Source organism: Rhodococcus sp. ARC_M12, assembly GCF_022810385.1.
GTDB classification, from domain to species: domain Bacteria; phylum Actinomycetota; class Actinomycetes; order Mycobacteriales; family Mycobacteriaceae; genus Rhodococcoides; species Rhodococcoides navarretei.
Genome location: NZ_JALGQI010000010.1, coordinates 182,679 through 195,045, shown reverse-complemented (window position 1 = coordinate 195,045; position 12,367 = coordinate 182,679). Strand labels below are relative to the sequence as shown.

Genomic DNA, 12,367 nt, shown 5'->3' with positions numbered 1-12,367 from the left:
GTGCCATTGAGCAACGGAGCTGTCATCGCACAGCGCTATCGACTTCTGCGCCTCATCGCCACCGGTGGCATGGGCCAGGTGTGGGAGGCCATGGACAATCGCCTCGATCGCCGGGTGGCGGTCAAGGTACTCAAGGCGGAGTTCTCCGAGGACCCGGAGTTCCTGCAGCGCTTCAGGTTCGAGGCCCGTACCACCGCGCAGCTGAACTACCCCGGAATCGCCGGGGTCTACGACTACGGTGAGACCCGAGACGGCGCAGGCGAATCACTGGCCTACCTGGTGATGGAACTGGTCAACGGGGAACCGCTCAATGCCGTCCTGGGCCGCATGTCTCGGCTGCCGCTCGGCCACGCCCTGGACATGCTCGAGCAGACCGGCCGCTCCCTGCAGATCGCCCACACCGCGGGCGTCGTACACCGCGACGTCAAACCCGGCAACATCCTGATCACCCCCACCGGGCAGGTCAAGATCACCGACTTCGGCATTGCCAAGGCCGTCGACGCGTCCCCGGTGACCAAGACCGGAATGGTCATGGGCACCGCGCAGTACATCGCCCCCGAACAGGCGCTCGGCGAGGAGGCCACCTCGGCGTCGGATGTCTACTCGCTCGGTGTCGTCGGATACGAAGTACTTGCGGGCTCGCGCCCGTTCGTCGGTGACGGTGCCCTGACCGTCGCCATGAAGCACGTCCGCGAAACGCCTGCACCGATGCCGGTCGACCTACCCCCTGCCGTTCGCGAACTCATCGAGATCACGATGGTCAAGGACCCCGCTGCGCGCTACGCCAACGGTGGCGAGTTCGCCGACGCCGTCGCCGCGGTCCGGGCAGGCCGTCGTCCGCCTGCACCGGGAAATTCACGCGGCACCGGCACCGGCAGGGTCATGATGCCGGGCGTCGTGCCCAGCCCGCAGCCGCCTCCGCCGTCGAGCACCCAGATGATGCCGACATCCCAGCGCGACTATCGCGGACCGGCCACCGGAACGGCGGCGGCCGCGGTGCCCGAGGCGACCGGAATGTCGTCGGCGCAGAAGGCACTTGCGTGGGGCGGAGCCGGACTGTTGTTGCTGGCCATCCTCATCGGCGGTTACGTGCTGTTGACCGGGGGTAGAGACGACACGCAGACCCCGTTCGTGCCGCCGACCACCACCACGACGCAGCCGACTACCACCACGACGACCACGACGACCGAACCGACGACGACCACCGAAGAAACCACCACCACCGAAGAGACCACGACGACCACGACGACGACCACGCAGGAGCCGACGACCACCGAAGAAACCACCACGACCTCGGCGGAGCCCACGCAGACGACGACGAGACGGCCGCTCATCGAGATCCCGTTCCCGCAAGAGCCACAAGGACGACCATGACGACTCCCCGTACGCTGTCCGCTCGCTACGAGCTGGGCGAGATACTCGGTTTCGGTGGCATGTCCGAGGTCCATCTGGCGCGCGACACTCGTCTCGACCGCGATGTCGCCATCAAGGTTCTGCGCGCCGATCTCGCCCGGGACCCCACGTTCTACCTGCGGTTCCGGCGCGAAGCCCAGAACGCGGCCGCACTGAACCACCCCGCCATCGTGGCTGTGTACGACACCGGTGAAGCCGAGACCGAAGCCGGTCCGCTCCCGTTCATCGTCATGGAATACGTCGACGGCGACACTCTGCGCGACATCGTGCGCGCCGAGGGACCCATGGCACCGCGTCGGGCCATGGAAGTCATCGCCGACGTCTGTGCTGCACTCGATTTCAGCCACCGCAACGGCATCGTGCACCGCGACGTCAAACCCGCGAACATCATGATCAACAACGCAGGCGCGGTGAAGGTGATGGACTTCGGGATCGCGCGCGCCATCGCCGATTCCTCGTCACCGATGACGCAGACCGCGGCCGTGATCGGAACCGCCCAGTACCTCTCACCCGAGCAGGCCCGCGGCGAACAGGTCGACGCTCGATCGGACGTCTACTCGCTCGGATGTGTGTTGTTCGAGATACTCACCGGCGAACCGCCGTTCACGGGTGACTCACCGGTCGCCGTCGCCTACCAGCACGTGCGCGAGGATCCTCAGCTGCCGTCGCTGGTCAACGACGCGGTTCCGCGCGAACTCGACTCGATCATCCTCAAGGCGATGGCCAAGAACCCCGCCAACCGCTACCAGAGCGCTGCCGAGATGCGTACCGACCTGGTCCGGGTACTCGGTGGTCAACGGCCGAGCGCGCCGATGGTCATGAACGACGAGGACCGCACCACGATCCTCGGATCGGTCGATTCCCGTCAGGCGGATTTCACCGGCAAGCCCGCCGCAGTCGCTGCAGCGCCCCGCGCTTCGAGGCACGCCGAGCCCGAGGACGAGCCCAAGAACCGTCGAGGTCTCAAGATCGCGCTGATCTCTGCGGCGTCGATCATCGTGGTCGCGATCGTGGGGGCCTTCCTGTGGTCGCTCGGCCCTGGGGCCGACCCCACGACCGTCACTGTGCCGTCCGTCGCCGGGCTGTCCGCTGCCGAGGCCCAGAGCGAGCTCGAGAACGTCGGTCTGCGCGTCCGTCCGCAGGAGAGGCCGGATGCGTCGGTTCCCGAGGGTTCGGCGATCGGCACCACCCCGGCCGCCGGGTCGCAGACCGAATCGCCCGGGGACATCCAGCTCGACGTCTCCTCGGGACCCCAGCAGGTCCAGGTTCCGCGCCTGACCGGACGCACGCAACAGGAAGCGTCCGACGCCTTGAACGAGGTGGGCCTCGAACTCGATCCCACCATCGCCCGGGCGCCGTCGACGCCGGAGAACCTCGACCGCGTCGTCGAACAGAACCCGTCCTCCGGTGTGAGCATGAACGCCGACTCGCAGGTTCGGATCACGCTCGGTTCCGGTCCCGCGCAGGTACGGATGCCCGACGTCGTCGGCCAGCTCGTCGACGTGGCGCAGCCGAACGTCGCGGGTGCAGGACTCCGCGTGCAGGTACAGAACATCGACTCGAGTCAGCCGGTGGGACAGGTCGTCTCGACCGACCCCGCCGGAGGTGCCAACGTCGCCGAGAACACCGTCGTCACGCTTCGAGTCTCGAACGGAGACAAGATCCCGATGCCGGATCTGTCCGGGCTGACCGAAGCACAGGCTCTGACGGCACTGGAGTCGGCGGGATGGACCGGAACCGCGTCGGATCTGTCGACGTCGAGGCAGTCCACCCTGGACCCGCTGATGGTCGGACGAGTGATCACTCAGACTCAGCCCGCGGGCTCGGAGATCAGCAAGTCCGACACCATCACCGTGACCATCGGTGCCCTGGGAATCCCGACCGGCTAGCGGTAGCCTCGGGCTGCGAAGCTCAGGCGAAGGCTTCGGAGACCTGAGCTTCGAGCTTGGCGACGAGTCCCTGGTCGGTAGGCATCCCACAGACTGTGAGCCAGTTGGCCAGCATGCGGTGTCCGCCCTCGGTGAGGATGGACTCGGGGTGGAACTGGACGCCGTGAATCGGCAGCTCGGCGTGCCTCATCGCCATCACCAGACCGGATTCGGTGCGTCCGGTGATCTCGAGCTCGGCCGGAATGGTGTCCTCGCGGACGGTCAACGAGTGGTAGCGGGTGGCGGTGAAGGGCTCGTTCATCCCTTCCAGAACCCCGACGCCCGAGTGGTGCACCAGGCTGGTCTTACCGTGCAACAGCTCCGGAGCCTTCTCCACCGTGGCCCCGAACGCGGCGCCGATCGCCTGATGGCCCAGACACACGCCGAGTAGCGGCGTCTTGGCACGAGCACTGGCCGAGACCAGGTCCATCGTGGCACCTGCGCGCTGCGGGGTGCCCGGTCCCGGGCTGAGCAGGATGCCGTCGAACTGAGCCGCGGCCGCATCCCGATCGGTGAGGCGCTCGTCGTCGTTGCGCCAGACCTCGACATCGGCATTCAACTGACCCAGGTACTGGACGAGGTTGAAGACGAAGCTGTCGTAGTTGTCGACGACGAGAATGCGCATGTCGACAGCGTACTCAGCGTGGCTGCGCGTACCGCATGCGCACCGATTCGGAGTACGCGGGCACCGTGAGCTCCTCCGCGGACGCGACGTCGTAGCGCAGGCCGTACCGCAACGCGTACTGCTCGTACAACCGCACGCCCGGCTCGTTCTTCAACGCCGCGCGCAGCCGATCCGCGTCACCGAGAGCCGTCATCACATACGGCGGGCTGTACGTCCGGCCGCCGAGAAGAAGAGTGTTCCCGATGCAGCGTGGCGCCGAGGAGGTGATCAGCCGCTGATCCTGCATCGCAATCGCCGACGCGCCACCCGCCCACAACGCGTTGAGCACGCTCTGCACATCGACCTGATGGACCACCAGATCGTCGACCGACGCGTCGGACGCATACGAACCGTCGGGCCCCCGGGAGGCGTCGGCCATCGTGACGGTCAGTCCGGCACCGGACGCGGCCTCGCGTCCCGCCGCATCGGCCAGGGAATCGACCCGCGCCAAGGCGTCGGCGACGTCGGCATCTCCTGTCGCGGTGCGCTGCTGGATGGAGTCCACCTGCTGTTCGAGCGTTTCCCGGCTTCGCTGTGCATCGTCGCTGCTGCGTTGGGCGGCGTCGACCAGATCGGCGAGTCGGGTGGTGTCTCCACCGCGCAATTCGGAGCCGTCCGAGACATTCCTGGTGGTGCCGAGCAGCAGACCGACGACGGCGCACACGGCAACGGTCAGCACCCACCAGCGGGTGTCGGCGGTTACGGTCGATCGTCGTCTCACGGGCGCTCGCAATTTGTCCGGTGGGTCGGTGCTGGGCTCACCTGGGTTAGCGTGTACAGCAACCGGGTCCGTGACCGACACGGTCCTCGAGGTGACAATAGCCTGGGGATGCCGTTCACCCACCGATCCACAGGTCCGTCGTCAATTGTCCACAGGTACGGCCGCAGCGCCGCCGGCCGTCACGAACGTGAAGAGGAAACAATGCCGAAGTCGAAGGTACGGAAGAAGAACGACTACACCATCAACCCGGCGAACCGCACGCCGGTGAAGGTCAACGCCGGGCCGTCGCCCATCTGGTACGTGGTGTTGATGCTGGGATTCATGGTGGTCGGACTGCTGTGGCTGATCGTCTACTACCTGGCTTCCGAGGACATCGCCTTCATCGGAAACCTCGGTGCCTACAACTTCCTGATCGGCTTCGGATTCATGGTCGTCGGACTCGTCATGACCATGCGGTGGCGCTGATCGCGGCCCGAGTTACATCCATGTCATTCATCCCCAATGTGGATAAACCCTGTGGATAACTCTCGGAATGATCCACAGGGTGTGTACGAACAGCAGTGGGCGACGCCACTCGTTGCCGTCGCGGCCCTGGTCGCAGGCGGAATCGCCCTCGGAGTCGGCGCAGCACTCTCGTCCACCGACGCAGCAGGCACGTTCCTTGTGGGACTCGCCGCCGTCGGAATGTGGATTCTGGCAGCCCTCGCTGCGGTCCAACGCCCCCGGCTGGCCATCACGCACGACGGATCGCTGACGATGAAACGACTCGGCGGAATCCGCACGTACTCACGCGCCGACATAGTGCGCATCAAAATCGTGAAATACCCGCGACTGGGCCGACGCGTACCCATGCTCGAACTCGACGTCCGGCCACCCGGAGAAGACGACGATCGACTGATCATCTTCGGCAGATGGGACCTCGGCACCGACCCGCGAGATGTATTCGACACACTCGACAGCCACGGTCTGGTGCCCCGCAACTCCTGAGCTGCCGTCCGCGGGGGGTACTCGATGTGACGTTCAGTGGACTTTTGGGGGGTCGATGTCACATTCAGTGGACCCCGTGAGGCGAGCGGTGGAGTCCGGGCAGCGGACTGTCAGATGCCCAACTGCGCGCGGAGGTCGAGCACTCGTATCGCGATGATTCCGAGGGACACCACAGCAACGGCGATCACCGACAACCAGGCCATGGACAGGCCGGCCAGGGTTCTCGGTGCTCCCGTCCCACCAGTTCGGTTGGAGAGGAACACCAAACCGGCGGTGGCTGCTGCACCGGCGACGAGGCCACCCATATGGCCCCACAGCGAGATGCTGGGGATGGAGATGCTGATGAAGATGTTCACCGCGATGACGATGAGGATCGGAGCCGGGCTGCGCTTGAGCCGCAGCAGGATGACGGCTTGGGCGCCCAGGAGGCCGAAGACTGCACCGGACGCGCCGACGGTGGAGACGAGCGGGTTCTCCAGCAGCATCACCGACGCGCTTCCGCCCAGGAGCGAGAGGAAGTAGACGGCCAGATAGCGAGTTCGACCGAGCACGAGCTCGACGTCGCGACCGATGATGTACAGCGCGAACATGTTCACGAGCAGGTGAATCGGCCCGTAGTGGACGAAGCCACTGCCGACCAGCCGAAACACGTCGCCGTCGGCAACCAGGAGGCTGTTGAGAGCCCAGCTACGGGCCAGCTCGGAGCCGGAGGTGTTGTTCATCGGATCGCCGGACTGCGCAACCGTGATGGCGTAGACGATGACATTGACAGCGATGAGCGCGAACGTCAGTGGGGTCTTGGCCGATCGCGTCATCGGCGCGCCGGCAATGGTCTGCGCCGTCCGCACGTTCTTGTTGCCCTCGCGTACACAGTCGACGCAGTGCTGGCCGACAGCTGCGGCTTGCAAACACTGTGGGCATGCCGGCCGCCCGCAACGCGAACAGGCCAGACCGGTGGGGCGATCGGGATGTCGGACGCACACCGACTGAGGTGGGTTGGGTTGGTCGCCGTACGCGCCACCCCAGCCGGGGTTCGTCATGTTCTCTTCAAGTCCTTCGGGCAGATCAGGCGATGGTGATGTTGTTGATGACGACCTCGTCCACCGGACGATCGCCGCGGCCGACCGGCGTGCTGGAGATCGCGTCGACGACCTTCTTCGACGCCTCGTCGGTGACCTCACCGAAGATCGAGTGCTTGCGATTCAGGTGGGGGGTCTTGCCGGTGGTGATGAAGAACTGCGAGCCGTTGGTGCCGGGGCCGGCGTTGGCCATGGCCAGCAGGTACGGGCGATCGAAGGAGAGTTCGGGGTGGAACTCGTCCTCGAACTTGTAGCCCGGTCCACCTGTACCGGTGCCGGTGGGGTCGCCGCCCTGGATCATGAAGCCGTCGATGACGCGGTGGAAGACTGCACCGTCGTAGAACGGTCCGGTCTTGGCACCCGACGCGTTCTGCGTCGTGTACTCCTTGGATCCGTCCGCGAGACCGACGAAGTTCGCGACGGTCTTGGGGGCGTGATTGCCGAACAGTTCGATGACGATATCGCCCCGGTTGGTGTGCAACGTGGCCGTTTGGGTCTTGTTTGGTGAAGTCACGCCCTCCATCGTGCCATCCCGAGTGACCGGGCAGTTCACAACGGGCATCGAGACGGGTGCATCAGGACGGTTCGACAGGGGCCTGTTGTGGAACAGTGAAGGTATGACGAGCACAACGAAGTCCGATCAGATTCGGTCGACCACCGGTACCGCAGGAGCGGAGCCTGCGGAACGACCGAGGCGAGCGGCTGCGTCTGCGCTGCTCGGCGCGGCCTCCGCCGCGAGCAAGGGCCCGGCCGGAGTCGGTCTGCTGCTGGCCAAGAAAGGCTACGGCCTGGCTCGCAAGCAAGCCGCCCAGAGGCGGGCAGCCACCGCGGAGCACATCGCGCGCGCGAACCGCACCACAGCGTTGGTCACGGCCGAGTCGGGATCGCGTCGGACCCGAAAGTTCCTGCTCCTCGGCGCCGCGGCGGCCGTTGTGGGAGGCGTGGTGTTCCTGCTCGGTCGCCGTCGCAACGAGGTACCGCCACCTGCCGATGTTCCGCCGAGTCTGGCGGACTACGACGAAACGTCGTCATAGATACAGAATTCTCTGCACCAGATCGAACAGGCCGGGCCTGGTCCGGATCACGGCCTCCTCGCTACGGTCGGCGACGACCAGTGCAGCATTGTGAGCACTGGTCGTCCCATCGGTCAGATAGTCGCTGTGTCCGCGCGAGCCGATGAGTCCATCGGATCCGTCGGTGGCGAGAAGCGTGATGCCGTCCAGCACGCCCGGGTCACGGCCGAACGCACCGAGGTCGGCCACGACATCCGCGCCTGCCTCGGCGGCGAACACGTGCCCCGTGGGAAGCCGAAGATCCTCCACGCTGTGGGTGCCCAGTCCCGGTGATCCCAGAGCCACGAAGTCGTCGACCCCGGTGTCGTTCCGGAAAGCCGCTGCTGCAGTGAGGGATCCGTACGAGTGAGCCAGTACCGACAAGTGAGGATCGCTCGCGCGTGCGGCGTCGAGTCCGTCCAGAAACGGTGCCAGTCGATCGGCCCCTGCCCTGGCCGCCGCGCCGGACACCACCGTCCGGTCGGGATCGAGCATGCTCCACCCGAGCTGAGGGGCCTGGTAGTCGAGCCAGGTCACCGCGGCCGCAGTCTGGGACGTATCTCCCGGAAGTAGCTGTTGCACAGCTTGTTTCAAGTTCTCCATGTCTCCGTCGTATCGGAGCCCGTTTCCGTGCACGGTCGAGTCGAGGCCGGGTACGAAGACGGCCACATGGGTTGCCGTATCGACATCGCCCACCGCGACAGCTGCCATCGTTTCCTCGTACGAGGAATTGTCGAGCACCAGAAGCTGCCGTCCTCCCCTCTCCAAGGCCGCCTCGATTGCATCGAGCGAGGCCAGCCGCGCTCGAGTCTGCTCCAAGCCGGCATCGGCGTCCGTGAACAAGCCGCCGAAGGTGTTGCCCTCCAGCTCTTTACGCAGTTTCGACTCGGTAGCACGCAGGCGAATGCGCTCGGCGACCAGCACCCGACGGTTCGCGCTGTCGCGGACACGTCCGGGCAGACCGTCCAGATTGCCGATCAGGGCGGGCTGCTCGACGAGCAGCCGGGTGCGCGCCGCGGGCGAGAGCGCGCTCCAGAAGGCCGCATTGGCAGCCGGCGTTGCATCGTGTGGCACCGAAGCCGCCACCACGGTTGCGATCGCATCGGCCGAGGCTCGCCCGGCAAGGCGTCGGGCAAGGGCGTCGTCGAAGTCGGTGGCACTTCGCACCAGCTGCGAGATGCGGTCGGTCAATTCCTCGCAGCGACGGCGTCGCTCTCGCCTCGTCGACCACAGGTCGGCCGACGCAACCGAGTACGACGCGGTGTCGGTCACCGTGCCGTCGGATCCGACTGTGAATCGCTCGTCCGTGGCCGCTTGCTCCACTGCGCGCAGGGCTGCAACCACACTCGCCATATCGATGGCGGCATCCGCGGTGCACGTCGCGATCCGGAGCAACTCGTCGGTGGCATCCGACAGTTCGAGTCGGATGCGTCCGAGTGCCTCCCGCGCCGCATCGGCCGCAGGGCCGCGCCACCCGTCGAACATCATCTCGTCCGTAGCCGAATCGTGCAGGCCGGTCATGTCGCGCCACCGACGCATGAGGTGCTCGGACACGGTAGCCAGCACGCGGCTGTCCCATGATCTGAATTGGTCGAGAGTGACCATCGCGTATCCCCCCGCAGCATCGTCGTTTCCGACGAGTCAACGCGAAGGGTGAACCGAAACGGGAAATCTATCCACAGCCTGTGGACAAAATCTGGGGATCAACGATGGGGAGTGCGGATGCTACTGCGCAATTCTGCGAACTGGGCCGCTGTAGCCGGCGTCGGGATCGGACTGCCGACTGGTCCTCGGTGGCCTGCTTCGCTTCGCCCGGTACAGATCGGCGTCTGCTGCACGGTAGATCTCGCCCCAACGGCGATCCGCGGGCATGCACGCGAGGCCGACGCTCCATTCGGCGCGATGTGCGCGACGCAGTCTCTCGATGATCTGCCAGGCTTCCTTTTCCAGAACCCCCGGCATGAACAGCACGAATTCGTCGCCACCGAGCCGACCGAGCACATCGCGTCTGGTCAGCTGGCCCTTCCAGGCTTTCGAGACCCTGGTGAGCAGAACGTCACCGGCGATGTGGCCGTACTCGTCGTTGATTTCCTTGAAGTTGTCCAGATCGAGTACGGCAAGGCTGACCGACAAGCCACGGGCAGCGCATGCCGGCAACATCTTGTCGATCTTGGACTCGAAGCCGAAGCGATTGAGCAGCCCTGTCAGCGCGTCGTGCGTCGCGGAGTAGCGCATTCGACGGGCGAACACACCGAATACCTCGGTCGCGCCGACGATTCCGAGAGCAACGAGGATGTAACTGATGAAGGGCGTACCGTACGGCGCGATCGCGGCACCGATGACTGCCGAAACAGCAAGCACCGCAACCCAAATGCCGGCATTGCGCTCGGACCAGAACGCACCGATGTGCATGCCGAGAAACATGGCCGCCTGTACACAGATCAAGAACGCAGGCATGGTGTCGCTACTGCCCAGCGCGCACGCCAGGGCCACCACCGACAATGCGGTCGCGAATCCCACTGCGTGTTTGGGGCTCGGCACACCCGCCCTCGCCAGCACCACGATCGCCAGCGGGCCCAGCAGCAGCGCCAACGCCGCCAGAACCTGCTGGGCACCGGACAGGTTCGACCACGACGCAATGGCGCTGGCGGCGTAGAGAACCGTGGTGACTGCCGCGAACACCGCGAGCATGCGACCAGACTCGTCGAACCTGAGCCTGCTCACCAGCCGATTCCAGCCACGCAAGGCCTTGCCTCTGCCGGCTGCGGACAGGACACACAGAAGCGTGCCCCACCGCTCATCCGATACCCCCCAGGCATCATCGGCCCTCCCCACGCACTACGGCCATCGCCTCACATGACCCAACGATGCCCGGACTCTAACATCCCCGTGCCTCGACCACGACTCCGGACAGGGAAAGCGCAGCAGGTCAGGACGCCTTCTCGGCGCGCGCAGCCTCCCTGGCGAGCAGGCGGTCGCGTGACTCCTCGAACTTGGTTGCCTTGGCCGCCAGATCCTCCACGAACGCCGCCAGACGATCGCGATCGCGCTCGCCCTCACCGGTGAAATCGTTCCGCTCGAAAATCCTCCACTTACGCAACACCGGCATCAATACCTCGTCCAGATGCTGGCGGAGATCGTAGATCCCGTTCTTGGCCAGGATCATCGCGTTCTTACGGAAATTGGGCATGTTCAGGCCGGGCATCTGAAAGTCGGTAGCGACGTCGGTGATGGCGCGAACCATCTGATCCGGCACCAGATCCAGCGACGCCTCACCCAAGTTGCGGTAGAAGATCATGTGCAGATTCTCGTCCGCCGCCACCCGAGCCAGCATTCGATCGGCTACCGGATCCCCGCACGCCAATCCCGTGTTCCGGTGCGAGACACGCGTCGCCAACTCCTGGAACGTCACGTACGCCACCGAATGCAAGAAGTTCGCGCCATCCATGGGTGCATCGACACCCACCGTCATGTGATGCATCCGAGCCCGCTCCAACTCCACAGGGTCGACCGCACGCGTCACCACCAGATAATCGCGCATCACGATGCCGTGACGGTTCTCCTCTGCCGTCCACCGCCCCACCCACGTGCCCCACGCACCGTCGAGCGAGAAGTTATCCGCCAACCCCCGGTGATACGACGGCAGATTATCCTCGGTGAGCAAGTTCGTGATCATCGCGGTGCGGGCCAACTCCGACAACGAGGATTGCTCGAGCGACCAGTCCTCCCCACCCATGGCCGCAAAGTTCCGACCAAGATCCCACGGAACGTAGTCATGGGGATGCCACTCCTTCGCCATCGACAGATGACGATTCAAATTGGCTTCCAGCGTGCCGTCGAGTTCGGTCAACAGCTCTTCGTGATCGAGAACGCGCGTCATTGGCCGGGGCTCCTTAGAAATCCGAAATGTCTGAAATCGCCGATCGATTCGAGACTGTGGCGAACACCTTTCGCCGAGATCGAACGACGGCACACCCCCCTGCGGTGCGCCGCCGCGATCACTCACATCGATTCGAGAACCGACGCTCTTGAACACCGACAACGCTATGGACCGACTCGTGCTTGCGAAACAGAACGATCGACTGTCTGGACATATGGGCGCCCAACCGGAGACCACCTTGGGTTCGATCACAACCATTCCGGTGAGCTCGTCCGTCGCCCGTGGGCACTCAATGGCACATCCGGTGGACTTTTCGGGGGTCAATGGCACATCGAGTGGACTCGGGGAGGTTCGGCGGGCCGCTGGGGCCGGAGGAACGAAAAAGGACGCCCACCGAAGTGGACGTCCTATTCTTTGTGGAGCCTAGGAGATTCGAACTCCTGACATCTGCCTTGCAAAGGCAGCGCTCTACCAACTGAGCTAAGGCCCCGGGTGTTGCCGGTAATCGTAGACGAACTTTACACGTCCACTCCGAGCGATTGTCACACGGTGGGGATGCTGTGCCAGACGCCGTCCGAGCTGCGTTGCGAGCGCACCTTCGATAGTGTCAGCACTGCGATCACCGCCGATGCGACGAGAAGAA

The 12,367-nt window shown here is 65.1% G+C and carries 12 protein-coding genes and 1 tRNA gene; 5 read left to right on the top strand and 8 right to left on the bottom strand.

The features are described from left to right. Both MTX35_RS14845 and pknB read left to right on the top strand, forming a co-directional pair. Entirely contained in the window at positions 1–1,374 is a 1,374-nt protein-coding gene (locus MTX35_RS14845) for a serine/threonine-protein kinase (RefSeq protein WP_243595710.1), read from the top strand. Continuing rightward, positions 1,371–3,302, top strand: a complete 1,932-nt coding sequence (pknB, locus tag MTX35_RS14840; protein ID WP_243595709.1) for a Stk1 family PASTA domain-containing Ser/Thr kinase — start codon at positions 1,371–1,373, stop codon at positions 3,300–3,302. The genes MTX35_RS14845 and pknB overlap by 4 nt, the downstream gene beginning before the upstream one ends. Before the next feature lie 22 nt (positions 3,303–3,324). Here pknB and MTX35_RS14835 read toward each other — a convergent pair whose 3' ends face one another. Further along, positions 3,325–3,966 (bottom strand): aminodeoxychorismate/anthranilate synthase component II, encoded by a 642-nt coding sequence (locus MTX35_RS14835; protein ID WP_243595708.1) that lies wholly within the window; start codon positions 3,964–3,966, stop codon positions 3,325–3,327. A 13-nt stretch (positions 3,967–3,979) separates the two neighbouring features. Continuing rightward, positions 3,980–4,726, bottom strand: a complete 747-nt coding sequence (locus tag MTX35_RS14830) for a DUF881 domain-containing protein (RefSeq protein WP_243595707.1) — start codon at positions 4,724–4,726, stop codon at positions 3,980–3,982. Positions 4,727–4,927: 201 nt separating this feature from the next. Here MTX35_RS14830 and crgA point away from each other — a divergent pair, with 201 nt between their 5' ends. Beyond that, the gene (crgA, locus tag MTX35_RS14825) at positions 4,928–5,191 is read left to right on the top strand and encodes a cell division protein CrgA (protein WP_243595706.1); all 264 of its coding nucleotides are present in this window, start codon (positions 4,928–4,930) and stop codon (positions 5,189–5,191) included. A gap of 36 nt (positions 5,192–5,227) precedes the next feature. Next, complete coding sequence (locus tag MTX35_RS14820; RefSeq protein ID WP_243595705.1) at positions 5,228–5,713, top strand: PH domain-containing protein; 486 nt, start codon at positions 5,228–5,230, stop codon at positions 5,711–5,713. Positions 5,714–5,823: 110 nt separating this feature from the next. On the opposite strand, the gene MTX35_RS14815 is transcribed toward MTX35_RS14820, so the two are convergent. Together MTX35_RS14815 and MTX35_RS14810 are read right to left on the bottom strand one after the other, a co-directional pair. Continuing rightward, complete coding sequence (locus MTX35_RS14815; protein WP_243595704.1) at positions 5,824–6,753, bottom strand: rhomboid family intramembrane serine protease; 930 nt, start codon at positions 6,751–6,753, stop codon at positions 5,824–5,826. A 25-nt stretch (positions 6,754–6,778) separates the two neighbouring features. Further along, entirely contained in the window at positions 6,779–7,315 is a 537-nt protein-coding gene (locus MTX35_RS14810; protein ID WP_094632154.1) for a peptidylprolyl isomerase, read from the bottom strand. A gap of 94 nt (positions 7,316–7,409) precedes the next feature. On the opposite strand from MTX35_RS14810, the gene MTX35_RS14805 reads away from it, so the two are divergent. Continuing rightward, complete coding sequence (locus MTX35_RS14805) at positions 7,410–7,826, top strand: hypothetical protein (protein WP_243595703.1); 417 nt, start codon at positions 7,410–7,412, stop codon at positions 7,824–7,826. On the opposite strand, the gene MTX35_RS14800 is transcribed toward MTX35_RS14805, so the two are convergent. The 4 genes from MTX35_RS14800 to MTX35_RS14785 form a co-directional block, all read right to left on the bottom strand. Further along, complete coding sequence (locus MTX35_RS14800) at positions 7,821–9,449, bottom strand: alpha/beta hydrolase (protein WP_243595702.1); 1,629 nt, start codon at positions 9,447–9,449, stop codon at positions 7,821–7,823. The two genes, MTX35_RS14805 and MTX35_RS14800, sit on opposite strands and share 6 nt — an antisense overlap. Positions 9,450–9,569: 120 nt before the next feature. Beyond that, complete coding sequence (locus MTX35_RS14795; protein ID WP_243595701.1) at positions 9,570–10,568, bottom strand: diguanylate cyclase; 999 nt, start codon at positions 10,566–10,568, stop codon at positions 9,570–9,572. A 205-nt stretch (positions 10,569–10,773) separates the two neighbouring features. Then, positions 10,774–11,724 carry an acyl-ACP desaturase gene (locus MTX35_RS14790; RefSeq protein WP_243595700.1) on the bottom strand — a complete coding sequence of 317 codons (951 nt, stop codon included), beginning with the start codon at positions 11,722–11,724 and terminating at the stop codon, positions 10,774–10,776. Positions 11,725–12,141: 417 nt separating this feature from the next. Continuing rightward, positions 12,142–12,214 (bottom strand) — tRNA-Ala (locus MTX35_RS14785). Positions 12,215–12,367: the final 153 nt, after the last annotated feature.

Coding starts and splice junctions, on each gene's coding strand:
- MTX35_RS14805 (WP_243595703.1), top strand. CDS start 7,410: ATGACGAGCACAACGAAGTCCGATCAGATTCGGTCGACCACCGGTACC.
- MTX35_RS14815 (WP_243595704.1), bottom strand. CDS start 6,753: ATGACGAACCCCGGCTGGGGTGGCGCGTACGGCGACCAACCCAACCCA.
- MTX35_RS14810 (WP_094632154.1), bottom strand. CDS start 7,315: ATGGAGGGCGTGACTTCACCAAACAAGACCCAAACGGCCACGTTGCAC.
- crgA (WP_243595706.1), top strand. CDS start 4,928: ATGCCGAAGTCGAAGGTACGGAAGAAGAACGACTACACCATCAACCCG.
- pknB (WP_243595709.1), top strand. CDS start 1,371: ATGACGACTCCCCGTACGCTGTCCGCTCGCTACGAGCTGGGCGAGATA.
- MTX35_RS14820 (WP_243595705.1), top strand. CDS start 5,228: ATGTGGATAAACCCTGTGGATAACTCTCGGAATGATCCACAGGGTGTG.
- MTX35_RS14800 (WP_243595702.1), bottom strand. CDS start 9,449: ATGGTCACTCTCGACCAATTCAGATCATGGGACAGCCGCGTGCTGGCT.
- MTX35_RS14790 (WP_243595700.1), bottom strand. CDS start 11,724: ATGACGCGCGTTCTCGATCACGAAGAGCTGTTGACCGAACTCGACGGC.
- MTX35_RS14835 (WP_243595708.1), bottom strand. CDS start 3,966: ATGCGCATTCTCGTCGTCGACAACTACGACAGCTTCGTCTTCAACCTC.